Annotated in this window: 22 protein-coding genes and 1 pseudogene; 22 read left to right on the top strand and 1 reads right to left on the bottom strand. The window is 61.2% G+C overall.

Going from position 1 to position 24496, the window contains the following annotated elements:
- Nucleotides 1-117 precede the first annotated feature (117 nt).
- The 8 genes from rbfA to dapB all read left to right on the top strand — a co-directional run bounded on the left by rbfA (nucleotide 118) and on the right by dapB (nucleotide 8563).
- A complete protein-coding gene (gene rbfA / locus DDD63_RS07605; protein ID WP_108715863.1) occupies nucleotides 118-690 on the top strand; it encodes a 30S ribosome-binding factor RbfA in 573 nt (190 codons plus the stop codon).
- A complete protein-coding gene (gene truB / locus DDD63_RS07600; RefSeq protein ID WP_108715862.1) occupies nucleotides 687-1706 on the top strand; it encodes a tRNA pseudouridine(55) synthase TruB in 1020 nt (339 codons plus the stop codon). Before rbfA ends, truB begins: the two co-directional genes overlap by 4 nt.
- 128 nt (nucleotides 1707-1834) lie before the next feature.
- On the top strand, nucleotides 1835-2128 hold the full coding sequence (locus DDD63_RS07595) for a hypothetical protein (RefSeq protein WP_125482463.1): 294 nt from the start codon (nucleotides 1835-1837) through the stop codon (nucleotides 2126-2128).
- A gap of 8 nt (nucleotides 2129-2136) precedes the next feature.
- Nucleotides 2137-3129: a bifunctional riboflavin kinase/FAD synthetase gene (locus tag DDD63_RS07590; protein ID WP_108716692.1), complete on the top strand. Its 993-nt coding sequence runs from the start codon at nucleotides 2137-2139 to the stop codon at nucleotides 3127-3129.
- Nucleotides 3130-3323: 194 nt separating this feature from the next.
- A complete protein-coding gene (gene rpsO, locus DDD63_RS07585; protein WP_108715860.1) occupies nucleotides 3324-3593 on the top strand; it encodes a 30S ribosomal protein S15 in 270 nt (89 codons plus the stop codon).
- A gap of 297 nt (nucleotides 3594-3890) precedes the next feature.
- Nucleotides 3891-6209 carry a polyribonucleotide nucleotidyltransferase gene (locus tag DDD63_RS07580; protein WP_108715859.1) on the top strand — a complete coding sequence of 773 codons (2319 nt, stop codon included), beginning with the start codon at nucleotides 3891-3893 and terminating at the stop codon, nucleotides 6207-6209.
- A gap of 224 nt (nucleotides 6210-6433) precedes the next feature.
- The gene (locus DDD63_RS07575) at nucleotides 6434-7756 is read left to right on the top strand and encodes a pitrilysin family protein (protein ID WP_240611216.1); all 1323 of its coding nucleotides are present in this window, start codon (nucleotides 6434-6436) and stop codon (nucleotides 7754-7756) included.
- Nucleotides 7757-7819: 63 nt separating this feature from the next.
- Nucleotides 7820-8563, top strand: a complete 744-nt coding sequence (gene dapB / locus DDD63_RS07570; RefSeq protein WP_108715858.1) for a 4-hydroxy-tetrahydrodipicolinate reductase — start codon at nucleotides 7820-7822, stop codon at nucleotides 8561-8563.
- A gap of 78 nt (nucleotides 8564-8641) precedes the next feature.
- Here dapB and DDD63_RS07565 read toward each other — a convergent pair whose 3' ends face one another.
- Nucleotides 8642-9331 (bottom strand): GNAT family N-acetyltransferase, encoded by a 690-nt coding sequence (locus DDD63_RS07565; RefSeq protein WP_126146446.1) that lies wholly within the window; start codon nucleotides 9329-9331, stop codon nucleotides 8642-8644.
- Nucleotides 9332-9480: 149 nt separating this feature from the next.
- Between DDD63_RS07565 and dapA the strand changes: the two genes are divergently transcribed.
- The 14 genes and pseudogenes from dapA to miaA all read left to right on the top strand — a co-directional run bounded on the left by dapA (nucleotide 9481) and on the right by miaA (nucleotide 24469).
- Nucleotides 9481-10386, top strand: coding sequence for a 4-hydroxy-tetrahydrodipicolinate synthase (gene dapA, locus DDD63_RS07560; protein ID WP_108715857.1), 906 nt, complete (start codon nucleotides 9481-9483; stop codon nucleotides 10384-10386).
- Between the two features lie 258 nt (nucleotides 10387-10644).
- Nucleotides 10645-12303: a ribonuclease J gene (locus tag DDD63_RS07555; protein ID WP_108715856.1), complete on the top strand. Its 1659-nt coding sequence runs from the start codon at nucleotides 10645-10647 to the stop codon at nucleotides 12301-12303.
- Nucleotides 12304-12539: 236 nt separating this feature from the next.
- Entirely contained in the window at nucleotides 12540-13376 is an 837-nt protein-coding gene (locus tag DDD63_RS07550; RefSeq protein WP_164505491.1) for a purine-nucleoside phosphorylase, read from the top strand.
- 229 nt (nucleotides 13377-13605) lie between these two features.
- Nucleotides 13606-15054 carry a cytosine permease gene (locus tag DDD63_RS07545; protein WP_108715854.1) on the top strand — a complete coding sequence of 483 codons (1449 nt, stop codon included), beginning with the start codon at nucleotides 13606-13608 and terminating at the stop codon, nucleotides 15052-15054.
- A gap of 163 nt (nucleotides 15055-15217) precedes the next feature.
- Complete coding sequence (locus tag DDD63_RS12915) at nucleotides 15218-16237, top strand: DNA translocase FtsK 4TM domain-containing protein (RefSeq protein ID WP_240611215.1); 1020 nt, start codon at nucleotides 15218-15220, stop codon at nucleotides 16235-16237.
- A gap of 8 nt (nucleotides 16238-16245) precedes the next feature.
- Nucleotides 16246-18015, top strand: a complete 1770-nt coding sequence (locus DDD63_RS12910) for a DNA translocase FtsK (RefSeq protein ID WP_240611214.1) — start codon at nucleotides 16246-16248, stop codon at nucleotides 18013-18015.
- Between the two features lie 22 nt (nucleotides 18016-18037).
- Entirely contained in the window at nucleotides 18038-18658 is a 621-nt protein-coding gene (pgsA, locus tag DDD63_RS07535) for a CDP-diacylglycerol--glycerol-3-phosphate 3-phosphatidyltransferase (protein ID WP_108715853.1), read from the top strand.
- A gap of 5 nt (nucleotides 18659-18663) precedes the next feature.
- Nucleotides 18664-19155 carry a CinA family protein gene (locus tag DDD63_RS07530; protein WP_108715852.1) on the top strand — a complete coding sequence of 164 codons (492 nt, stop codon included), beginning with the start codon at nucleotides 18664-18666 and terminating at the stop codon, nucleotides 19153-19155.
- 310 nt (nucleotides 19156-19465) lie between these two features.
- The gene (locus DDD63_RS07525) at nucleotides 19466-19771 is read left to right on the top strand and encodes a helix-turn-helix transcriptional regulator (protein WP_108715851.1); all 306 of its coding nucleotides are present in this window, start codon (nucleotides 19466-19468) and stop codon (nucleotides 19769-19771) included.
- A complete protein-coding gene (locus DDD63_RS07520) occupies nucleotides 19771-20010 on the top strand; it encodes a DUF3046 domain-containing protein (protein ID WP_108715850.1) in 240 nt (79 codons plus the stop codon). Before DDD63_RS07525 ends, DDD63_RS07520 begins: the two co-directional genes overlap by 1 nt.
- Before the next feature lie 252 nt (nucleotides 20011-20262).
- Nucleotides 20263-21394 (top strand): annotated as a pseudogene (gene recA, locus DDD63_RS07515) (recombinase RecA).
- Nucleotides 21342-21992, top strand: a complete 651-nt coding sequence (locus DDD63_RS07510) for a regulatory protein RecX (RefSeq protein WP_108715849.1) — start codon at nucleotides 21342-21344, stop codon at nucleotides 21990-21992. The pseudogene recA and the gene DDD63_RS07510 overlap by 53 nt, the downstream one beginning before the upstream one ends.
- A gap of 11 nt (nucleotides 21993-22003) precedes the next feature.
- Nucleotides 22004-23542 carry a tRNA (N6-isopentenyl adenosine(37)-C2)-methylthiotransferase MiaB gene (gene miaB / locus DDD63_RS07505; protein ID WP_108715848.1) on the top strand — a complete coding sequence of 513 codons (1539 nt, stop codon included), beginning with the start codon at nucleotides 22004-22006 and terminating at the stop codon, nucleotides 23540-23542.
- 12 nt (nucleotides 23543-23554) lie between these two features.
- Nucleotides 23555-24469, top strand: coding sequence for a tRNA (adenosine(37)-N6)-dimethylallyltransferase MiaA (miaA, locus tag DDD63_RS07500; RefSeq protein WP_108715847.1), 915 nt, complete (start codon nucleotides 23555-23557; stop codon nucleotides 24467-24469).
- Nucleotides 24470-24496 lie beyond the last annotated feature (27 nt).

Here is a 24496-nt window from a genome sequence, read left to right as displayed (position 1 = left end):
CGATTTGGATAAGCCGATCTCTCATCTGGCCCGGCGGGACTCAACATGCCGTGGGCGGTGCTCGTATCATCGCCCACGGATTGCTACAGGAAGAGCGTTACCAGGAAGGAGGGCCGCATGGCCAACCCCCGTTCATACAAAGTGGCCGAGAGGATCCATGAAATCGTCGCCTCGATGGTCACAATGCGGTTGAAGGATCCGCGGCTGAATCTGGTGACTATCACCGATGTGCGGGTAACTGGTGACCTGCAGCATGCCACAGTGTTCTACACCGTTTACGGTTCGGATGCCGAACGCAAAGCAGCCGGTCGCGCCCTGGAGCGGGCCAAGGGTTTGATCCGTTCACATGTAGGCGGCCAACTTGGGCTGCGCCTGACACCGAGCCTCGAGTTCGTGCCCGATGCGCTCCCCGAGACGGCGAGATCCTTTGAGGATGCTCTTGTTGCGGCACGGTTCCGCGATGAGCAGATTCGCAAGTCGGCCGAGGGCGCGCAGTGGGCGGGCGATGCGGAGCCGTACCGAAAACCTCGTGAGATCGAGAAGGAAACAGACGCCACGGAGGTGGAGGAGACCGGGGTTGCGCGTCCCGGTGTCAATGACCCCGTTGGCAGCGCTTCGACCGACGGCGAGGGGGCGCTGCGTGCGGAGTCCGATGGCGGCCCCACAGCCGCAGATTCGGCGACGGAATGACCGGGCGCGCGGGCACCGACGGCAAACCCCGCCGCGCTCTTCCCTGGGGAGAGCTCCCGCAGCCGCAGTGGCCTGCCAACTCCGCACCGCCGGGCGGTCTTATCGTGATTGATAAGCCTGCCGGTGTCACCAGTCATGACGTTGTCGCCGCCCTGCGCCGCCTCGTTGGCACGCGGAAGGTGGGCCACGCGGGAACGCTGGACCCCATGGCAACGGGAGTGCTGTGCCTCGGTATTGGACGTGCGACCAAGCTTCTGCGATACGTCACCGGCGCGGATAAGGAATACACCGCTACGATCCGCCTTGGCATAGAAACAACCAGCGACGACGCCGACGGGCAGATTACGGCTCGACGAGGTGCAGCAGAACTTCTGCAAGAGCCCGACAAAATGTGCCAGCGCATAGCACAGGTGATCGGAGAGTTCCGCGGAGACATCGCCCAGGTCCCCTCCGCCGTCAGCGCGATAAAAGTATCGGGACGACGCTCTTATGATCTGGTGCGCGCAGGGGAAGGGGTCGAACTGCAGGCGCGTACGGTCCATGTAGAGTTATTCCGGATTCTATCCGAGCCACGGCGATGTACTGCTGCAGGGGTAGATGTCGTCGACGTTGATGTCGACGTCGTGTGCGGTGCCGGAACATATGTGCGGGCGCTGGCACGGGACGTGGGAAATCGGCTCGGGTGCGGTGCACACTTGACGGCGTTGCGGCGTGTGCGTCTGGGCGTGTGGCGCAGCGACGACGCCTATGAGATCCCGACTCTGGCGCGGCTCGTTGCGGGAGGTGGCGACGTGCCCCTGGTGAGTGTCGACCAGGTGTGCCGCGATCTTTTCCCCCTTGTTGATATTGATGCCGCAGAGGCAGCAGCACTTCGCCATGGACAATTCATTTCCGGGCAATGGCGCGAGAATGTTCCTATGGGTGCACCCGCCGCCGCCTTCTGCCAGGGCCATGTCGTGGCACTGGTATCGCGCCGGGGCGATATGTTGAAGCCCGATTTGCTGCTTCAGCCGTGATTCACCACCATCCCGGCGGATGATTATCTTCCGTTAACGCGCGGTCGACTCGTAATCTCCATGCGTACGGCGCGTCGTGTATCCTCCGCTGACGCGCGCGGTCGACTCTGCGCGGTATGGTTGTCCTCGTGACTTCAGCGAATGATCTCTCGTCCGTGGCAGGCGAGTTGGAAGCGATACGGGAGTGCAGCGGTTTGATGGATTCGGAAGCGTGTTCGGCTGATCAAGCGCCGAGCCAGGAGGCCGTGCCGGGTGACTCGGCCTCCACAAGCACTCAGGCCTTCGGCTGCGGCTGTGGCGGAGCTTGCGGCGGGCACTCGCATAACCGCATGGACACACCCAAGGCACGGCAGGCCCGTACCGCCGGCTTCTCTGACCTTTCTGAAGGTCGTCCGAATCTTGGACTGCGGGCCCGTCGGTGAGTGACCTAGTGGAAATATGGCGTTGTCCGGAGGATGTTCCGGCAGATCTTGGTTCAACAGTTGTCACAATAGGTGTGTTTGACGGTGTGCATCGCGGACACCGCGCGGTTCTGGGAGAAACCGTACGCCAGGCGAAAAAGCGTGGGATGCGTTCGTTGGCTTTGACCTTTGATCCGCACCCGGTCACCGTCCACAACCCGGAACAGGCGGTACATTTGGTCACGACCCTGGATGATCGGCTTGACCGGCTGGCCGCCGCAGGGATCGACATCGCGTATGTGCAGCACTACACGCTTGAGTACGCGGCGGCCACACCGCGCGAGTTCGTTGTGAAGCAGTTGCTGGGCGAGCTGCATGCCGCAGTGATCGTTGTGGGTGAAGATGTGCGTTTCGGCCGGGATAATTCCGGCGATGGGGCACTTTTGCGCCGCCTGGGTGAAGAGCTCAATTTCGATGTCGTGCTTCTCAATGATCTGACGGAGGAGCACGGCCGCCGTTGGTCGTCGTCGTGGGTGCGGGAACTACTCGCCTGCGGTGACGTTGCGGGCGCGAGCCGAGTACTTGGCCGCCCGCACAGGCTTCGCGGAACCGTGGTACACGGCTTCCGCCGGGGCCGTGAACTGGGATTCCCAACGGCGAATCTGCAGGGCAATGACTTAGGTGAAGTGCCGGCCGACGGGGTGTACGCCGGGTGGCTGGTACGTGCGGTGCCCGGCACCCACGCGGCGGAGTACCTCCCGGCGGCTATATCGGTAGGTACCAACCCGCAGTTTGACGGCCAGCAGCGGACCGTGGAGGCGCATGTGCTGGGACGTGCCGACCTGAATCTGTACGACGAGCCGGTAGCCATCGATTTCATCGAGCGACTGCGCCCCATGCTGTCCTTCGACTCCGTGGAGGAGCTGCTGGTACAGATGGATGAGGACCTGCGGGGCACCGCTGAGGTGTTGGGTGTGCCGACGGCGGGTCGGGTGGATCCGGCGGCGGTCACCGCGCAATAGTCCAGGGCTGTCATACCGTCGCTTTCCAAGTGCATTGGGCGCGCCCTTCCGCTGAACGGGTCAGCAAGGTCACAGGCAGTGGAAAAGGGAAAAGGGAGTTCCCGTGCTAAGCTTGACGGGCCGTCGATCGGCCACGGTGTGTCATGCCCGGGAGAACATGCCCCGGCGCTCCGTGCAACGGACAAAGGAGAATCATGGCTCTCAAGCCTGAGGAAAAGCAGAAGATTATTGCCGAGTATGCTACCCACGAGGGCGATACGGGTTCGCCTGAGGTCCAGGTGGCACTGCTCTCGGCCCGGATCAAGGATCTGACTGAGCATTTCCGCTCGCATCCGCATGATCACCACTCACGCCGCGGTCTTATGCTTCTGATCGGTCAGCGCCGTCGCCTTCTTGCTTACTTGGCTGACGAGGACATCGAACGCTACCGTTCTCTGATCGCTCGTCTCGGCTTGCGCCGGTGACTTATGACGGCTCGGCTCTCAGCCGGGCCGTCCGTCGTTTCCACTTCGCATAGCGTTCACTGTTGGCGGAGCATTGCGCTTGCAGCGCGTCGTTTCGGCAGAAAGGCGCGATCTGAGTGGAGAACAACATATTGCCGTATGACGTTGGCCATGCAATGGCATACGGCGCCCGAAGACGTGAGGCGTCAGCCTCACAATAGGAGACCCTCCGGCCCGGTCCTCGGTGGCGACTTCCGGATGCTATCCGTGAGTTGTCACTGATGACCGCGCAGGGGGAAATCGATAGAGGAGGTCCTTGTGGAAGGTCCTGATATTCATTTCGCCGAAGCGGTTATCGACAATGGCTCGTTCGGCTCGCGTACGATCCGCTTCGAAACGGGCCGTCTTGCCCGCCAGGCCAACGGTTCCGCTCTCGCTTATCTCGATGGCGATACAACGGTATTCGCTGCGACGACGGCATCCAAGGCACCGAAGGAGCATTTCGATTTCTTCCCGTTGACGGTTGACGTTGAAGAGCGTGCCTATGCCGCCGGTCGTATCCCGGGTTCCTTCTTCCGCCGGGAAGGTCGACCCGGAACCGAGGCCATCCTCGCCGCGCGGCTCATTGATCGTCCGCTGCGCCCGGCCTTTAAGAAGGGCATGCGCAACGAGGTGCAGGTCGTCGCCGAAGTTCTGACAATCCACCCCGATGAAGCGTACGACGTCGTCGCAATTAACGCTGCATCCATGTCAACCTCACTCGCGGGCCTTCCGTTCTCCGGCCCGATCGGCGGCACGCGTATGGCACTTATCGATGGCCAGTGGGTTGCGTTCCCGCGGTGGAGCGAATTGGAGCGCGCCACCTTCTCCATGGCGATCGCCGGACGGGTTACCGACGACGACGTCGCCATCATGATGGTCGAAGCACAAGCCCCCGACGGTGCGGATGATGTTATCAAGGCCGGTGGAACGAAACCGACCGAAGAGGTTGTGGCCGCGGGGCTGGAGGCTGCCAAGCCCGTCATCCGTACGCTATGCGAGGCACAGCAGAAGCTGATCGACGAGTGTGGCAAGCCAACCGGTGACTACCAGTTCTTCCCGGACCATACGGATGAACAGTTCGAGGCTGTCACCGAACAGATCGGTGATCGTTTCCAGCCCATTTTGGGGATCGTGGCGAAGGCCGAGCGGGATACCGCACTCAACGATCTGACCGACGCCGTGGTGGAGGAACTGGCCGAGCGCTTCCCGGAGCAGGAAGACATGATTGCGGCGGCCGTGAACACGGCGTTCAAGAAGACCATGCGCTTGCACGTGTTGACCGAAGGCGTGCGCATGGATGGTCGTACGCCGGTGGAGATCCGCACAATCTCGGCGGAAGCGGGCGTGCTGCCGCGCGTGCACGGGTCGGCCCTGTTCCAGCGCGGTGAAACGCAGATTCTCGGCGTTACCACGCTGAATATGCTCAAGATGGAGCAGCAGTTGGATAACCTCTCGCCGATTACCCGTAAGCGGTATATTCACCACTACAACTTCCCGCCGTACAGCACCGGCGAAACCGGACGGGTCGGATCGCCTAAGCGGCGTGAGATCGGGCATGGGCATTTGGCGGAAATGGCGCTCGAGTCGCAGCTGCCGGGTCGGGAAGAGTTCCCGTACGCCATCCGCCAGGTTTCGGAAACCATGGGGTCCAACGGCTCGTCCTCGATGGGCTCGGTCTGTGCTTCGACGCTGTCGCTGTTGAACGCGGGCGTGCCTCTTAAGGCTCCGGTTGCGGGCATTGCCATGGGGCTGGTTTCCGCGACGGTAGACGGCGAGACGAGGTACTGCACCCTGACCGATATTCTCGGTGCGGAAGACGCGCTGGGGGATATGGACTTCAAGGTTGCCGGTACGCGCGATTATGTGACCGCGCTGCAGCTTGATACCAAGCTCGAGGGTATTCCCGCCGCGGTGCTGGATGCAGCGCTCGGCCAGGCTCGCGAGGCGCGCTTCGCCATTCTCGATCTCATGAATGAGGCAATCGATGGCCCGGACGAGATGGCAGCAACGGCTCCGCGCATTATCTCGGTCAAGATCCCAGTGGACAAGATTGGTGAGGTCATCGGCCCGAAGGGCAAGATGATTAATCAGATTCAGGAGGACACCGGAGCGGAGATCACCATCGAGGACGACGGTACCGTCTTCATCGGTGCGAGTGACGGCCCCTCGGCGGAGGCCGCGCGGGCAACGATTAACAGCATCGCGAATCCGCAGATGCCGGAAGTTGGCGAGCGCCTCATTGGAACGGTGGTGAAGACGACCACATTCGGTGCGTTTGTTTCACTCATGCCGGGGCGTGACGGCCTGCTGCATATCTCCCAGATTCGTCGTCTTGTAGGCGGCAAGCGTGTGGAGAATGTCGAGGACGTGCTCAACGTGGGCGACAAGGTCGAAGTGGAAATCGCCGAACTGGATCCACGAGGGAAGGTCTCATTGAACGCCGTCGTCGAAGGCGAGGAGAATAAGGCCACGGAAGAGGTGGAAGAGGACGAGCACGTTCGTCGGCCTCGTCGTGAGCGCGGCTCGCGCCGTGGCTCTCGGCAACGGCGTCGCACGCATGAGCGCGCTTCCAACTACGACGACTCGGAAGAGTGATAGCTCGGATCTGAGCTAGATGAGAGGGCCCGCGGCCAGGCATGGCGCGGGCCCTCGGTGTTTCGGACTTGGCGTTCCGGCACGAAACATCACCGACGAATGCCTGACCATGTGCTGTGATACCGTCTCGCCAGTTGGGTGGTGAGACAGGCGCACACCTGGCGGGGCGGTTTCAGGCCACGCGGAATTGCCACACGGGCAGTACTATCGTCTACGCTTGCCTGGTGACGAATTCCGATTTCACAGAGGTCGACCTGCCACTCGACTCGACGTCCGATCTTGTGCTTGTGGACGACGGCATGCCGGTGCGGCGCAGTGTTCTGCCCGGAGGAGTGCGGGTGCTGACGAAGAGCATCCCTCATCAGCATTCGACCAGCATTGGCTTGTGGGTTGGAGCAGGTTCACGTGATGAGGGTCCTGGGGCGGAGGGCTCCACCCATTTCCTTGAGCATCTCCTGTTCAAAGGTACCCGCCGTCGCAGTGCCAAGGACATCGCTGCCCGCACGGATTATCTAGGAGGAGGCTTCAACGCCGCCACGGCGAAGCAATACACCTGCTATTACGGGCATGTCTTGGAAGAGGACCTTCCCGCCGCCATGGATCTCCTCTCTGACATGGTCACGGCAGCTCGCCTCGATGCTGCCGATATGGAGATGGAACGCGGCGTCATCCTGGAAGAACTCGCGATGTACAACGATGACGCCTCCGAGGTCGCCCACGAGGCCATCGCACGTATGGTGTTTGGTGAGCACCCGCTTGGACGCCCGGTGGGAGGTACGCGTGCATCGGTAAGCGCGCTGCAGCATGGCAAACTGACGGGCCACTACCAGGAGAATTATCTGCCGGAGGAACTCGTGGTCACCGCCGCCGGCGCTGTCGACCACACTGCCGTATGCGAAATGGTTGTCAATTCCGTGCGGGCGGGCGGCTGGGTCCTTGTTGACGGAGTCCTGCCCGCTGCACGGCGCCATGCGGGCCGAATCAGCTACCCGGAACCTACCCGGCAGGCCATACAACGCCACGTTGAGCAGGCCGCCGTGGTATGTGCCATGCCGACGATTGACCTGTTCGATTCGCGGCGCCCCGCCCTATATGCGCTCAATGCGATTCTTGGCGGCGGGACTTCCTCGCGCCTGTTCCAGCGGATTCGGGAAGAACGTGGCCTGGCGTACTCCACTTATTCCTTCCCCGCCTCCTACCCGGAGGGAGGTATGTTCGCCCTGTATGCCGGTTGCGCTCCAGAGAATGCGGGCGTCGTGGCTGAGATACTGGGGGAGTGTCTGGATGACATGGCCGCGCACGGGGTGACCACGGAGGAAACGGAATCCGCCTTCCGCCGCGTGCGTGCCGATATTGTCTTCGACAGTGAGCGGATCTCCTCGCATATGAACCGGCTCGGCCATGCGGAGCTGATACGTGGCACGCTGGTATCCCAAGATGAACAACTGCGCCGATCCGAAGAGGTAACCACCGCGCAGATCACCGAGCTTGCGCGCGAGCTTGCCGCTTCCTCCCGCTCCACCGTGATTGTGGGGCCGCAGGACTGAGTTCGGAGGGTTTTGCAGTGGTCGCCCTGTACCGTATGCGGCCGCGCGCGTTAGGCTGACGCTATGACAATTCGCGTGGCAGTAGTGGGCGCCTCTGGACGCATGGGCGTAACGGTTTGCAAAGCGGTGGACGACGCCGCAGACATGGAACTGGTGGCACGCCTGGACGTTGGCGATGCGTTAAGCGCTGAAGCACTCGCAGGTGCCGACGTGGCGGTGGAGTTTACCGTGCCATCGGCAACCGAAGGCAACGTGTTGGCCCTGCTTGACGCGGGCGTCGACGTCGTCGTCGGCACCACCGGATGGACTCCACAGGCGCTGGATCATGTGAGAGAGCGGACACAAAAGACGGGGCGGTCGGCCATTATCGCCCCGAACTACGCTCTCTCCGCCGTGTTGCTTATGAGTTTCGCGCAGAAGGCAGCACCTTACTTCGAGTCCGTTGAGGTCGTCGAAATGCACCACCCGGATAAAGTCGACGCTCCCTCCGGCACGGCTGCAACGACGGCGCGGCGCATCGCCACTTCCCGTGCGCAGGCGGGCGTAGCGCAGAGCCCGGATGCCACACAAACCGACGAACTCGGAGCTCGCGGCGCCATGATCGACGGCGTCCATGTGCATGCCGTCCGCCTTCGCGGCCTGAATGCCCACGAGGAAGTTCTTCTCGGTAACGTCGGCGAACAACTGCTCCTGCGGCAGGATTCTTTTGATCGGGGGAGCTTCATGCCGGGTGTGCTGCTGGCCGTACGAAGCGTACAAGGGCGGGGCGGTCTGACGTATGGCCTTGATGAGATCATGGGCCTGTAGCCGAGGCGCATGGTCGGCGCGGCGGCACCGCCCCTGCGGATGCATGGAACGGAGCGGGTGCGGGTATGCGTAGGCGCCTCAGAGTTCCGCACGCCAGCAGTGCTGGGTGGCGATCTCGCCTGCGATATCAAGGCGACGGCGCAGACCGCTGGGCGCGAATCCCGCACTTGCAAGAAAGGACGTGTGGGCGTCGTCCCCGGCAAGGACCCACAGCTGGACTTCGGTGGCACCTCTACTGCGGGCGATGTCAGTAGCCGCAGCGAGAAGCCGTGAGCCGTGCCCCTGCCGCTGATCGCTCTCCGCGACTTCAAGTGCGGTGAACTCATAGACCATGCGGCTCGCAGGCGGTTTCCCAGTTGGGTGATTGCCGTCGGTCGGTGCGGTGCGAACGCGGCCGGATACACCGGACGCCTCCCGTGAATGCCTGTCGTCCGCGTCGGCATGATCCCGCGTGGCCCCGTTGCCGGAGGAGGTGCAGTCGTCGGGGACGCGCGCGGTGGGAGCAACGGCTGTGAACCCCACGATTCTTCCCGCAGCGACCGCGCACAGTACGTGGATATCGGCCGTCTGTGGCGCCGTGATGGCCGCCGCCCACTGCGCCGCAAAGGCTGCGGGATCGAAACGAGAGGTGACCGCTGCCGGTAGTGTATGCCCCAATGCAGCCCGAACTGCGGCCTGCATGGTACCTGCATGAAGTGCACCAATGGCATCCGCATCATGCCGCGTAGCGGGTCGGACCAAGCTGTGTGCAGTCGGCTTTCTATCCACCCGTTCAGGCTACGCGGGTATGAGCACTCGCGCTATTCGACGAATGCGGTGAAGGCGTCTTGGCGGTGCGGGGTCTCTAGATACGTGGAGCGCGTCCCGGCATGCGAGAGTTCCAGCACTTTTCCGGCCGGAGAGGCTACAGTCCAGATATGAGTGAGACCACAGTTGGGCCCGAGCGGGCCTTTGGATCCGTTGCCGTTGCCATGGTGACTCCGTTCCATGAGGATGGGTCACTCGATATCGACTCTGCTGTTTCTTTGGCGTCGCGCCTTGTCGATGAAGGCTGCGACTGCATCCTGCTGTCCGGAACAACGGGAGAGTCCCCGACCACCCACCAGCCAGAGAAGGATGATCTTGTCCGCGAGGTGAAGGCTGCTATCGGTGGACGTGCGATGGTTCTGGCCGGAGCCGGCTCAAACGACACTGCTCACGCTGTGCGAATCGCACAGGGTGCAGCCGCTTGTGGTGCCGATGGCCTGCTCGTCCTTGCTCCGTACTACAACCGCCCATCCCAGGAAGGCGTGTACCAGCACATCACGGCAGTTACTGACGCCACCGAATTGCCGGTGATCATTTACGACATTCCGGGTCGAACAGGCGTCAAAATTGAGTTCGACACGTTGAAGAGACTCGCCGAACATCCGCGTATCAAGGCGGTTAAGGATGCCACCGGCGATGTCGCCGGTGGATTCGTCAAAATGGCGGCAACGGGATTGGAATACTACTCCGGCGACGACGCCCTCAATTTCGCTTGGCTTGCACATGGGGCCTCCGGTGTCATCTCGGTGGTGGGCCATGTCATTGCCTCCGGCCTGCGAGCGCTGGTCAATGAAGTCGATGCGGGTGACCTGCCCGCTGCCCGCGCGGAAGCGGCTCGGCAACGCCCCATTATTCAGGCGATTATGGGAGGCGGCCAAGGTGCCGTGATGGCAAAGGAAGCGTTGAAGATGATGGGTGCAATTCCTTCTGCGACGCTGCGGCTACCCCTTGTCGGGGCTTCCCGGGCAGAACTGGTTGAGCTGGCGAACTCCTTGCGTGCCTATGGCTTAATCTGACCATCGCGGAATCGGCTGCGGTGGTACAACGGTCGAACGCACACGGCAAGGCGACCGGAGCGTGTGCCGGTGGCTAACCCCGCGCGAGAACGCTTGAACGCGCACGGGACGGCCTGCACTCGGATTTGACACGGTGCTTGGTTTCCGGCTGCCGGGTCGGGCCGTGGGGTGCGCGGGCTGCTGGTACTGGGAAAAGGCAGGTCACGGACTCGCACTCTGCTTCGCCGTGAGAGAATAGGGCACGTGACTGACCATAAAATGCCCGTTGCCCTTGCTGATGACACCGTGCGTATCATTCCGCTCGGAGGCCTGGGCGAAGTAGGTAGGAACTGCAACGTCCTCGAATACCGCGGCCGGATAGTCGTCGTCGATTGCGGCGTGCTTTTCCCGGAGGAGAGCCAACCCGGAGTTGATCTCATACTTCCGGATATCGATTACCTTCGAGCTCGAATCAACGATATCGAGGCGATCGTTCTCACCCATGGCCACGAAGATCATATTGGCGCGGTTCCTTACCTGCTGCAGTTACGGCCCGATATTCCCATCCTCGGCTCGCAATTGACCATTGCCTTTACGGAGGCGAAACTGACCGAGCATAGGATCACGCCGCATTCACATGTGGTTGTGGAAGGCGATGTGGAGAAAGTCGGCCCCTTCGAGATGGAATTCATCGCCGTCAACCATTCGATTCCGGACGCGCTCGCGGTCTTCGTGCGCAGCGCCGAGGGAAACATCCTCATCACCGGCGATTTCAAAATGGATCAACTGCCATTGGACGGGCGTTTGACCGACCTTCGTGCCTTTGCCAAAGCCGGCGAAGAGGGCGTTGACCTCTTCATGTGCGACTCGACGAATGCCGAGGTACCGGGGTTCGTCGCTTCCGAATCCGAGATCGGCCCGGTCATTGACGACGTTTTTGCGCACGCCACCGGGCAAATCATCGTTGCCTCCTTCGCCTCCCATGTGCATCGCGTCCAACAGGTGCTTAATGCCGCCGCCCACCACGGCAGGAAGGTTGCCTTCGTCGGGAGGTCCATGGTGCGTAATATGGGTCTGGCAGCAGAGCTGGGATACTTGGAGATTCCCGCCGGCGTTGTCGTCGATCTGCGCGATATGGCTGTCATCCCGACGCGGGAGCGCGTCTATATGTCAACGGGATCGCAGGGGGAACCTATGGCGGTGCTCTCGCGAATCGCGAACTCGGCACACCCGAAGGTAAGCCTGGGGCCGGGGGATACGGTACTTATGGCCTCCTCCCTCATCCCGGGTAACGAGAACTCCGTGTACCACGTGATCAACGGGCTGATGAAACTCGGTGCGCGCGTTATTCACAAGGGCAACGCGAAGGTACATGTATCCGGCCACGCGGCGCAGGGTGAACTGCTTTACTGCTACAACATCCTGCAACCCGCCTACGCCATGCCCATTCATGGCGAGGTACGCCATCAGGTAGCCAATGGCGCCACCGCTGTGAAGACCGGCGTTCCGCCAGAGAACGTCATCTTGGCGGAAAACGGGTCCGTAATCGATATGCACGACGGCGTCTGCCAGCTCGTTGGTTCGGTGCCTTTCCACAATATCTACGTGGACGGATCATCGATTGGCGATATTACAGAGACCGAGTTGAAGGACCGCCGGATCCTCTCGGAGGAAGGATTTGTGGTTATCTTCGCCGCCGTCGATCCGAAGGAGGAACAGATCGTCACCGGTCCGCATATTCAAGCGCGCGCGATGGCGGAGGACGGTAACGTCTTCGACGACATCCTTCCCGAGGTCACCGCGGCGCTGCAAGACGCGCTCGAAAGAGGTCTGGATGCCTATGGGATGCAGCAGGCGATGCGCCGGGTGGTGGGCCGATGGATCTCGCGTAAGCTACGGCGGGCTCCAATGATTATCCCAACTGTGGTGGAGGTTTGATACGCCTGAGCGGATGCAGCGTTGCCGGTAATCGGTTGATCCCAAGGGGTGTACGCCTGTAACAAGCATGAGCCGTAGCGCGCGGTTCGGAGGTGGACGATATCGCCCACCGGATCGGTCCTCTGTCAGTGCCAGTACTGGGAATAACAAACAATCCAACTCCGCATACAACAGCCGCGTATGGGCCTCGCCGTGTTTTGCTGAAACAAGAACACTGACTCGTTATCATAATGCGCATGACAACTGAGATAAGTGGCACTGGCCAGACGACTGCACGCGTCGAATTGATTGCTGCCCGCGTGCGCTCACGCCTCGGAATTGACCGTGTTGACGCCGCCGTAGTGCTTGGCTCCGGTTGGGGCCCGCTCCTTGACTCGTGGCCCGAGCCGCTTGCCCGCGCTCCTTATGATGAGGTTGGACTACGTCCTCCGGTTGCCCCCGGTCACCGTGGGGAGATCGGGGCATTTGAACATGAGTCGCAGCGCATTGTTGTATTCTCGGGACGCACCCACCTGTTCGAGGGACACGGGCCGGTGGCTGTAGGAGAGAATGTGCGTGTCGCCTCCGCCTTGGGTGCCCGCACTCTCGTTCTCACCAATGCCAATGGGGCGCTCCTCCCGGACTGGCCCTTGGGCCAGATCATGGTGATTACCGATCACCTCAATCTCACAGGAACCTCTCCGCTTACAGGGGGAGCAAATTTCGTCGACCTCACTGACCTCTACGATCCGGCCTTACGCCAGGCGATGCATGCCGCCGCGCATGCACATGGCATCGCGCTGGTTGAAGGTGTGTACGCCATGCTGCCGGGTCCGCATTACGAAACAGCCGCCGAGGCCCGCGCCGTCGCCCTGCTCGGTGCGCAGGCACTGGGCATGTCAACGGTGTTGGATGCGATTGCAGCCCGTGCCGTCGGCATGCGGATTCTGGGATTATCTACGGTTACCGCGCACGAGGCGAGCGGAGAGGTTCTAGATCCTGATGAGGTAGTTGCGATTGCCGAAAAATCGGCAGCGCGCATCGGCCCGGCCGTACTCGACGTCCTGCACAAGACGGCAGCGTGCGAGGCCTAGGGCGACCGGGCAATCGGCAGCGTCGGCGCAAGCGAGTGGATGGCACTGTAGGGAACTGTTTCCGTGCTCCGGTACGGAATTCCTGTCATAGATTCGGGTCGATTGCGTGCCGTAATATCGGTGGATCGAGACGGCACATGATGTCTCGATGCAAGTGAGAATGAAGATTCGACTGGGTGTGGATGCCGTAATTCAACCAGTCGGTGTCCAACCAACCAAGGAAGGAAATATGAGCGACTCAGCTCTTGCCGAAAAGCAATCTTCGGCGCTGTCCATTGAGGAAACCGGAATCGAAGTAATCCGGGAAGAAGACCGGAAAGGAAAACCGTCTGACCTTTTCTGGCCGTGGTTTGCTGCTAATATCTCGGTGCTTTCAATCCCGTGGGGTGCCTGGATCCTGGGATTCGGACTGTCCTTTTGGCAGGCGTTCTGTGTGGCCTTGGTCGGTACGGTGCTCTCCTTCTTACTGGCTGGCATCATTGCAATTGCCGGTAAGCGGGGTTCCGCTCCGACGCTGACCCTGTCTCGTGCGCCCTTCGGCGTGATCGGAAACGGTCTGCCCGGTGTGGTCTCCTACCTGCTGACAGTGGGCTGGGAGATCATTCTGATGGTCAATGCGACCCTTGCAACAAACACCGTTGCCATTCGCATGGGCGCGCCGGATTCGAATCTCACTAAGGTGCTCGCCTTCGTTGTGATCGTTGCGATTGTTGTGGTGGCTGGCGTGCTCGGCTTCGACTTCATTATGAAGATTCAGACGTGGCTTACCGTGATTCTCGGCGTTATCACAATCGGGTACATGGCGTTGACAATCAAGGACATCGACCTGTCAGCCGTGTTCTCCGGCCCTAGCGGCGACTGGCGTGGCGTTCTCGGCGCCACAATCATGGTGATGACCGGACTGGGACTGGGCTGGGTGAATTGCGCAGCGGACTACTCGCGTTACCTGCCTCGCAGTGCGTCGTCCAAAGGTATTGTGGGATGGACGACCTTCTCGTCTTCCTGTGCACCGGTCATCCTCATCGTTTATGGACTGCTGCTCGCCGGCTCCAATAGCGATCTGGCGGCCGCTGTCAACGATGATCCGATCGGCGCTCTCGCCAACATCCTGCCCACCTGGTATTTGATCCCCTTCATTATCGTTTCGGTTGGTGGTCTGATCTCGGGTTCCGTGCTCGACATTTACTCCTCGGGCCTGACGCTGCTCTCTTTGGGTATTCCGATCAAGCGCTGGCAGGCGGCTCTGCTGGACGGCATCCTCATGATGCTTGGCACCATCTGGATCGTGTGGTTCGCAGCGAACTTCTTTGAACCCTTCCAGGCCTTCCTGATTACACTGGGTGTTCCGATCGCTGCCTGGGCCGGTATCTTCATCGGCGACATGACGTTGCGCAAGCGTGACTATGACCAGGAGGCCCTGTTCAATCCAAGCGGTCGATACGGGCGTGTGAACTGGATGAACTTCATCGGAATGATTGTATTGACTGTGATCGGCTGGGGGCTCGTTACCTCAACGACCGCAGGATTCACCTGGCAGGGCTACCTGTTCGGACCGCTGGGGCTGGATGTGGATGTGTGGGGCGGAACGTCCGTCGGAGTGCTCGTCGCACTCGTGCTGGGAATCCTCCACGGCTTGGGAGGCGCTCCGCGCGTTCGGCGGCAAGAGGAACGTGACTGACCGCAGTGACGCACAGCAACTCTAATCTGCGGGAATCCGTCGGTAGGTATGCGGCTTACCGGCGGATTTCCGCCATTTGGCGACCGCAGTGTGAGCCATTTCCACCTTCTGAAGGCGGCGTGCCACTATCGCGGGCCCACCTCACAGCGATAGGGTTCACAACGTGAGTCCACGCAAGCCTTCGAGTGGAAAGAAAGAATCTGCGGCCAACCGATCGCAGCGGGCCGAGAGCCAGCGGCGTGCGCCCATCAGTGGCGTGCGCCGCGACGGTGTTGCACTTGCCCTGCTTGCGCTGGCGATCATTGTGGCGCTGCGAGAGTGGTTCCAGCTCTCTGGCATTCTCGGTGCTGCCATCCACCATGCGACGGCGGGCCTACTGGGCTGGGTCGCCGTCCTCGTGCCGGTGCTGTTACTGTGGCTCGCGGTTCAGTTCTTCCGTAAGTCTCCCGAAGGTGCCAACCGCAGAGTTGCGATTGGCATCGCCCTTATCGTCGTATCAACCACCGGGATTCTGCATGTCGTGTTGGGTACTCCCAGTCCACTGACAGACTTCGACGGCGTCGAGCGCGCGGGTGGGCTGCTCGGATGGGCCGTTGGCGGTGCATTGACAACACTGCTATCTGCATACGGTGCCATTCCGGTTCTGGTTCTGCTGCTCGTCTTCGCCGTGATCTACATGACCAATACAACGCTTGGCGAGTTGTTCGGCCGGTTGTTCGGGAATCGTCGTCGGTCCGACGCCGGCGAGGCCCCGGCACGGGAGCCCAAGGCGAACCGCGGCACCTCGGCGTCGGTTCCCTATGAACAAGCACATGAGGTCGACGGCACCAGTTCCTCCACTCGGTTGCTGCCGCGGCGGCGTCGTTCGCAGCAGCCTGCAGCCACGGAAGTACTGGATACGCCGCCGCCTGACTCTCCCGAGCAGACCCCGCCGGAGGCATCCCGGCCACGCGGCAAGGGCAAGCTTCACGGTAAACAGGGTGGCGGCCTATCGGCTACGGGCACCGCGGCGCTCACACCGCCCACCGTGTCACATGCGGACGGTGACCAGGCGGAGCGGCAGCACGAAGCGACGCGGCCCATCGTGATTGGTTCGCAAGCCGCTTTGCGCGCGAAGGCCGCCGATTCCCTCCCGGCACCGGAGATCGCTCCGGGGCGGTCAGCGGCCAGCAGCTGGCCTTAGATCCCTCGGTGGTGTACCGCTTGCCGGAGATGGCCGATCTCAAGCAGGGGGCACCGCACAAGGAACGCACTTCCGCGAACGAGAAGGTGGTAGCCCAGCTTTCGCAGGTATTCACCGATTTCAGTATCGACGCACAGGTCGTCGGCTTCTCCCGTGGACCCACGGTCACCCAGTACGAGGTCGAACTTGGCCCGGGAGTCAAGGTCGAGCGCATCACAGCACTGTCGAAGAACATTGCCTACGCCGTCGCCTCGGCCGATGTGCGTATACTCTCGCCGATTCCTGGAAAGTCCGCCATTGGTATTGAGATTCCGAACACGGATCGTGAGACGGTGCTGTTGGGTGACGTTCTCCGTTCGCCCGTGGCGCAGAAGGCATCCCACCCGCTGACAGTGGGTGTTGGAAAGAACGTGCAGGGCCAATTCGTGGTCGCGAACCTGGCCAAGATGCCGCATCTGCTGGTAGCGGGCGCAACCGGTGCCGGCAAGTCCTCCTTCATTAATTCGATGATCACGTCAATTATGATGCGTGCCACCCCCGACCAGGTGCGTATGATTCTTGTTGATCCGAAGCGGGTGGAACTGACCATCTATGCCGGGATTCCGCATCTCATCACTCCGATTATCACGAATCCGAAGAAGGCGGCGGAGGCGCTCGAATGGGTCGTGAAGGAGATGGATGCGCGCTATGACGACATGGCGGCATACCACGTCAAGAACATCAATGACTTCAACGCGGGTGTACGCGACGGAAGCATCACCGCACATGACCCGCATCGCACTCTTGCCCCCTACCCGTATCTGCTCGTAGTGGTGGACGAGTTGGCGGACTTGATGATGGTGGCACCGCGCGATGTGGAAGCATCCATTCAACGCATCACCCAGCTTGCACGCGCCGCCGGTATCCACCTTGTGCTCGCCACCCAGCGGCCGTCCGTAGACGTGGTGACGGGTCTGATCAAGGCGAATATCCCTTCCCGTCTGGCCTTCATGACATCGTCGCTGGCCGACTCTCGGACGATTCTTGACATGTCCGGCGCAGAAAAGCTGATTGGGCAGGGTGACGCGCTCTTCATGCCCGCCGGGGCCTCAAAACCGATTCGCTTGCAGGGCGCCTGGGTGGATGAGGACGAAATAGAGAAGGTCGTGCGGCATGTCAAAGCGCAGCTCTCGCCCCACTACCGCGACGACTTCGAGCAGGTGCAGGAGCAGAAGAAGCAGCGTGAGGAGATCGGCGAAGACCTTGAGGTATTACTGCAGGCAGCGGAGTTGGTGGTTACAACCCAGTTCGGTTCGACATCCATGTTGCAGCGCAAGCTGCGTATCGGTTTCGCTAAAGCTGGCCGAATGATGGACCTGCTGGAGCAATACGAAATTGTGGGGCCGTCGGAAGGATCGAAGGCGCGCCAGGTGCTTGTGAGCCCGGAGCAACTGGAGGACTGTCTGGCGATGCTGCGTGGCGAGGATGTGTCAATCCATGACAATGCGGCTTCTGGAGAGGACTCCTCCGATGAGACTACCGCGGACTACCAGGATGACTATGCGGATGCGTATACCGATTCGCACGACGGCGACGGCCACGTCGGCCCGGACGCGGACACTGCCGGGCGGACTCAGGTGCTGCCCACTTCCGACGGGCACGACGGTGCTGGTCGAATGTATGACCGGTACGCGGGTGATCCGGCCGCCCCAACGGAGCCCATAGCGCAAAACTGGTACGACGAGGACGATCCTGAAGGAGAATCCGGAGAAGACGCCTGGCAACTCACCGGACGTTAGGAGCAGGCTGTAAGGTGGAAGAGTGAACAAAACCCAGGGCGAGCCGGGCAGTGAATCGGCACCGCTGCTCAATATAGCCAACGTCTTGACCGTCATTCGGCTTTTGCTGGTGCCGGTGTTTGTTGCCGTGTATTGGGTGGCGACGCCGGGGCACGCGTGGGCGGCATGGGCCGTATTTGCCGTTGCTGCTGTAACGGATAAATTGGATGGTCATCTGGCACGCTCGCGTGGGCTCGTGACCAATTTTGGTAAACTCGCAGACTCCATTGCGGATAAGGCGTTGGTGGCTTCCGCTCTGATCATGTTGTCGTGGCACGGCATGTTGTGGTGGTGGGTCGCCATCGTAATGATTGGTCGGGAACTCGGCATCACCGCCATGCGCATGGCGATGGTGAAACGGGAAGTGATGGCCGCCGGACGCGGGGGAAAGATCAAGATGGTCTTCCAATCCTTTGGAATTGCCGGTCTGCTTATCCCATGGAGATCGTTTCTTCCCCACATCCTTGGCGAGGCCTTGGTATGGGCTTCCTATGCCTTGCTGGCGGTGGCGCTGTACTTCTCCATTGTCTCGGCGATCCAATATATTCGGGATGCGCAACGGATCTCACGCCAGGCGGGTTCCTCGCCTCGAACGGAGAGTTGAGGCGCATGGCACTGCCGGAGGCAACGGATACAGTTCGCGCCGTCGTCGAGGAGTTGGAGCGGCGGAATCTTTCGTTGGCTTGCGCGGAATCACTCACCGGTGGCGCTCTGATGGCGACTTTTGTTGCTGTGCCCGGTGTGTCTGCTGTGCTGCGAGGGGGAGTGACAACCTATGCGACGGATACAAAGGCGAGCGTTCTGGGTGTATCCACGAGCAGGTTGGAAGAGACCGGACCGGTTGACCGTGAGGTTGCGCTGCAAATGGCGCGTGGGGCGTGTCGTTTGCTGACGGCGGATGTTGCCTTGGCAACGACGGGCGTGGCCGGGCCGGGACCCGCCGAGGGGCATGAGGCCGGAACGGTGTGGGTTGCTTGTGTGGGTGGCCTGGGCGAGGAGGCCGAATTGCTGCATGTGCTGGGAGCTCGCGCAGAAGTACGGCAGGCCGCGATTGACGCAGCGGTGCGGATCCTTGCCCGCCGCCTGACTCTTGGCGCCTGAAGGGCCGTCTCGGCTGCGGATTGGCGGAGCCACGCTGTTTACGCCAGTGGTGAGATTCTGATTACCCTCGCGCTTCTTCCCAGAATCCCTCCAGGCTGGGCTGATAGAAATTATCACTGGCAGAAAGCGACTGAGTTGAGTCGTAGTGACTCAGCTTTCGGAGATAAGTTAAGATGCCGGGAACATAACAGAACCCGGCCGCGTTGTAGAAAGTGATGACCATGGAGCTACGTACCGGCGTAAACCGGAAAAATGACGGCCCAACACGCATTGCGCCTGAGGCTGCCACGCATGTTCCTGCGGGCAAGCGCTGCTGCGGCGCGAATTGGGTGAGGTGCTGCGCGCATACCGTCAACGGCAGGGCCGCACCTTGCGCGAGGTTTCCTCGGACGCTCGCGTTTCGCTTGGATACCTTTCGGAAGTGGAACGCGGTCAGAAGGAAGCTTCTTCTGAGTTGCTCGCATCTATCTGCCGAGCGCTCAATGTGCCACTGAGCCATGTACTGCGGTTGGTGGCTGATCGGATTGATTTGTCTGAGGGCCGTGTGCCCCCGCATATGCGTATTCCCGATGAAGTGCCGGACGAACTCGTCCGCGCGGAGTTGGCGAAACGATAGTGCGCGAGTCGGAGTTTTGGACCGCGGTTGACTGGACCTTTCCAGGCGGCCGCGGTCGTTCGTTGATGCAAGATCTTGTCCTGTCTTCACTAGACGGTCGCAGCCCTTTGCAGGCCATTGACGCCGGTGTCAATCCGCAACGGGTATGGAATGAACTATGCACGGCCATGGACCTACCCGATTCATATCGCTTTATCCATCGTGTGAAGCCTGAGGATCGCGACGATCTGACGCACTGAGAGGAGCCTCGTGCGCTGAAGTCGGAGGTGGGCAACACGCCTCCCGACGTGTCGCTTTCGAACGTCTGTTCGCTGTAGCATTATCAACAGGTCGCCAGAGGTGAGACCTGTCCACAGTACATGGTTCACACCCTGAAATATGTCGGAGGTCGGGCATAGCGTGATCTCGGAAGGTTCCTCGGTGAGGGGAGCGCCGTGTGAAGACCTGTTCTGTCCAGCGCCGCGGCGAGCGGCATGAGTAAAGGAATAACGATGGCAGCAGCCAAGACTGAAGATCGTAGTAAGGCACTCGATGCCGCATTGGCACAGATTGACCGCCAGTTCGGCAAGGGCTCCGTCATGCGATTGGGAGATCGCGTGCAGACACGCGTACAGGTGATCCCACTGGTTCCATCGCGCTTGACATCGCGCTTGGCATTGGTGGGCTTCCGCGCGGGCGTATTGTCGAAGTATATGGACCGGAGTCGTCGGGTAAGACCACCGTTGCCCTGCATGCGGTGGCTAACGCGCAAAAGGCCGGTGGCATCGCGGCCTTTATCGATGCGGAGCACGCCCTTGACCCGGAATATGCCAAGAAGTTGGGTGTGGATACGGATGCGTTGATCGTGTCGCAGCCGGATACCGGCGAGCAGGCCTTGGAAATTATGGACATGCTCATTCGTTCCGGCGCGCTGGATATTATCGTCATTGACTCGGTTGCGGCGCTGGTCCCGAAGGCGGAAATTGAAGGCGAGATGGGGGATTCGCACGTCGGTCTACAGGCGCGATTGATGAGTCAGGCACTGCGTAAGATCACCGGAGCATTGTCAGCCTCGGGTACCACCGCGATTTTCATCAACCAGCTTCGTGAGAAGATCGGCGTTTTCTTCGGTAATCCGGAGACCACAACAGGTGGCAAGGCTCTCAAATTTTACGCGTCGGTGCGCCTGGATGTGCGGCGGGCGAGTCTCTGAAGGATAGCGGTGACGCTGTCGGCAATCGCACCCGGGTCAAGGTGGTCAAGAACAAGATGGCCCCGCCTTTTAAGCAGGCGGAGTTTGACATCCTTTACGGGCAGGGAATCTCGCGCGAAGGCGGTGTCATCGATATGGGGGCTGACCTGGGAGTGGTACGCAAGTCTGGTGCGTGGTACACCTACGAGGGTGATCAACTCGGACAGGGCAAGGAAAAGGTTCGTCAGTTCCTCAAGGACAATCCGGAGATGACTGATGAGATCGAGCGCAAGATCCTTATCAAGGTTGGCGTTATTCCGGATCCCGATGCTGCGCCAGAGGGTGGAGAAAGCGTTCTCGCAGATCAAGGGCGGGTGAACCCGCAATGGTTGATTTCTAATGGTGGAGTCCACCCGACGTGCCAATTGGAAGAACGGCACGTCGAGCCGTAGTGGCGCGGAGCCTTGTAAACACGCCAACGGGCGCTGTACAGCGGCGCAGCCGCAACCCGACCTCCAAACGGGAGGCGAGGTAGAGGCGGAAACGCGTGAAGAGGAGAGATCGCGGGCGCATGCCATCGTCATGCGGCAGCTGGCAATGATGGATCGGTCACGTGCGCAACTAGCGGATGCATTGCGTCGGCGCGATGTGCAAGAGCAAATTGCCGAGGAGACTCTCGATCAGTTTGAGAGTATCGGACTGATCGACGACGCCCATTTCGCCCAGGTGCTCACGCGGAGCCGGTTTGCGGCTCGCGGGGCCTCCCGGCGTGCCATCCGGGAGGAACTCCGCCGCAAGGGTGTTGACGGCGACTTGGCCGAACGTGCCCTCAGCGCCATCGGTGAAGAAGATGAGGACGCGGCAGCGGTCGAACTGGCGTTGCGTAAACTGCGCGTCGGCACCGGTAATCCCCAGACCTTACGTCGGCGCGTATACGCCGCACTGGCACGGCGTGGTTTTTCTGCCGAGCAGTGCACGAATGCCTTACGGAAGGCGGAGGCGAGGCTCGCAAGTGCGGGCGACTCTGCCTGCGAGGACGGACTCGGCTAAACTTATTCGCGATGTCTGCACAACTTCCGCGTACCTACGCCATCCGCACCCTCGGATGCCAGATGAATGTCCATGACTCGGAACGTCTGGCCGGGCTTCTAGACTCGGCCGGCTATGTTCCGGTTTCCCTGGTCCCAGAGAAGGCTGCACGAGCAACCGACGCCGGCGACGAGGGCGCCGACGTCGTCGTTATCAACACGTGCTCGGTCCGGGAGAATGCGGCGACAAAGCTGTTCGGCAATCTTGGCCAACTGGCGGCTGTGAAGCGAGAGCGCCCCGATATGCAGATTGCGGTAGGAGGATGCCTGGCCCAGCAAATGCGGGGTAAGATCGTCGACCGCGCGCCCTGGGTGGATGCGGTACTCGGAACACATAATCTTGACGTGCTTCCTGCGCTGCTTGATCGGGCACGGCACAACAAAGAGGCCGCGGTGGAGATCGAGGAGTCACTGAAGGTTTTTCCCTCCACTTTGCCGTCCCATCGAGAATCGGCGTACGCGGCGTGGGTGTCGATCTCGGTCGGTTGCAACAACACCTGCACCTTTTGCATCGTCCCGCACTTGCGCGGAAAAGAGCGGGATCGGCGGCCCGCGGAGATTCTCTCCGAGGTGGAGGCGGTAGTTGCCGAGGGCGCCATTGAGGTTACGCTGCTCGGTCAGAACGTCAACTCGTATGGCGTTGGGTTCGGAGACCGGCACGCGTTCGCGGGTCTGTTACGCGCATGCGGCAGTATCGAGGGTCTGGAGAGGGTACGTTTCACATCTCCGCACCCGGCGGCTTTCACCGACGACGTCATTGCCGCCATGGCGCAGACGCCTAATGTCATGCCGTCGCTCCATATGCCGCTACAGTCGGGGTCGGACCGTATCCTGCGGCTGATGCGGCGTTCCTACCGTTCCGCCAAGTTCCTCGGCATACTCGACCGTGTGCGGGAGGCAATCCCGCAAGCCGCGATTACAACCGATATTATCGTCGGTTTTCCCGGCGAGACGGATGGTGATTTTCAGAGGACCCTTGAAGTGGTCGAGCAGTCGCGGTTCTCTTCCGCCTTCACCTTCGTGTACTCTCCGCGCCCGGGAACACCCGCGGCGGATATGAACGACCAAGTTCCAGCCGATGTTGTTGCGGATCGGTATCGGCGTCTCATTGAACTGCAGGAACGAATCTCGACGGAGGAGAACGAGAAACTGGAGGGGCACGTCGTCGATGTTCTTGTGTCGCATGGTGAGGGGCGCAAAGACGGCGCCACCGCACGCGTCTCGGGCCGTGCGGCTGATAATCGACTCGTGCACGTTGCTCTTCCGACGGCGCTGGCGCAACCGCCCCGACCGGGCGACATGATTCGCGCCGAGGTGACTCATGGTGCACCGCATCATCTGGTTGCGGACTCGGCACTGAGCGGAGGCTTGTTCGAGATTCGACGTACCCGTGCCGGTGATGCGTGGGAGCAACGGGAACGCCTCACCGCGCGCTTGACCGCCGAGGCGGAGGGCCGCGCGCCGGTCACAATCGGAATGCCGAGCCTGCGTGTGGGCGCAGGGTCGGCCTAAGGCGGGTAGGCGATGATTATCGCCCTGGTCGGGCCCACCGCAACCGGGAAGACTGCCCTGTCTCTCGAAGTGGCCGAGTTGCTCGGAGGTCCGAGTGGGGTTGAGATCATCTCGGCGGATGCCATGCAGCTGTACCGCGGCATGGATATTGGCACGGCCAAGTTGCCCGCTTCGCAGCGGCGAGGGATCGTTCACCATCAGCTCGATGTACTCGACATCAACGAAGCCGCTAGTGTAGCCGCCTACCAACGCAGTGCCCGCGCCGACCTGCAAGGCATCGTCTCTCGCGGCAAGATCCCGATTGTCGTGGGAGGCTCAGGCCTTTATGTGGCGGGCCTGCTTGATAAGCTCGAGTTTCCCGGGCACGATCCACATATTCGTGCGGCTCTGGAGGAGACTGTTCGACGCGAAGGATTGCAACCACTGTTGATGGAACTCGAGGAGAAAGACCCGGCGGCTTACGCTGCCGTGGACCACCGCAATCCCCGGCGTGTCATTCGCGCCGTGGAGGTTGTTCGCCTCGCGGGCCGCTATTCTCCGCGCTTCCCGCGGCACACCGCGCATTTTCCCGATATTCATTCCTTCTACGTGAGCCGTGCCGCCGACGTGCTGGCCGACAGCATTGCACGCCGCGCGGAGGCGATGATGACGGGAGGTCTGCTGGAGGAGACTGCCGCTCTGCTTGACGAAGGCTTACGCGAGAGTCCGACGGCAGGCAGCGCGACTGGGTACAGGCAGGCAATCTCCGTGTTGGACGGCCTGCTGAGCACAGAGGACGCCGTGGTTGAAATCGCGCAGGCGACCCGGCGGCTTGCGAAGAAGCAGCGGACGTGGTTCGGCGCTGATCCACGGCTGCGCCACCTGGACCTCACCGACACCTCGATAAACGATGCCGCTCGGCATGTGGTGGAGGCGGCCGGGAAATGAGGGCGAGGAAGTGGACGCGCCGACCGA

The sequence above is a fragment of the Actinobaculum sp. 313 genome (genome assembly GCF_003073475.1).
GTDB lineage: Bacteria > Actinomycetota > Actinomycetes > Actinomycetales > Actinomycetaceae > Asp313.
The sequence above is the reverse complement of the archived record's forward strand: the minus strand, read 5'-3'. Positions and strand labels throughout refer to the sequence as shown.

Bases quoted from the DNA above. Each gene is read 5' to 3' on its own strand.
- DDD63_RS07530 (WP_108715852.1), top strand. From the start codon at position 18,664: ATGGCACTGCCGGAGGCAACGGATACAGTTCGCGCCGTCGTCGAGGAG.
- DDD63_RS07550 (WP_164505491.1), top strand. From the start codon at position 12,540: ATGACAACTGAGATAAGTGGCACTGGCCAGACGACTGCACGCGTCGAA.
- rpsO (WP_108715860.1), top strand. From the start codon at position 3,324: ATGGCTCTCAAGCCTGAGGAAAAGCAGAAGATTATTGCCGAGTATGCT.
- miaA (WP_108715847.1), top strand. From the start codon at position 23,555: ATGATTATCGCCCTGGTCGGGCCCACCGCAACCGGGAAGACTGCCCTG.
- miaB (WP_108715848.1), top strand. From the start codon at position 22,004: ATGTCTGCACAACTTCCGCGTACCTACGCCATCCGCACCCTCGGATGC.
- rbfA (WP_108715863.1), top strand. From the start codon at position 118: ATGGCCAACCCCCGTTCATACAAAGTGGCCGAGAGGATCCATGAAATC.
- DDD63_RS07545 (WP_108715854.1), top strand. From the start codon at position 13,606: ATGAGCGACTCAGCTCTTGCCGAAAAGCAATCTTCGGCGCTGTCCATT.
- dapA (WP_108715857.1), top strand. From the start codon at position 9,481: ATGAGTGAGACCACAGTTGGGCCCGAGCGGGCCTTTGGATCCGTTGCC.
- dapB (WP_108715858.1), top strand. From the start codon at position 7,820: ATGACAATTCGCGTGGCAGTAGTGGGCGCCTCTGGACGCATGGGCGTA.
- DDD63_RS07510 (WP_108715849.1), top strand. From the start codon at position 21,342: ATGGTGGAGTCCACCCGACGTGCCAATTGGAAGAACGGCACGTCGAGC.
- DDD63_RS07555 (WP_108715856.1), top strand. From the start codon at position 10,645: ATGCCCGTTGCCCTTGCTGATGACACCGTGCGTATCATTCCGCTCGGA.
- truB (WP_108715862.1), top strand. From the start codon at position 687: ATGACCGGGCGCGCGGGCACCGACGGCAAACCCCGCCGCGCTCTTCCC.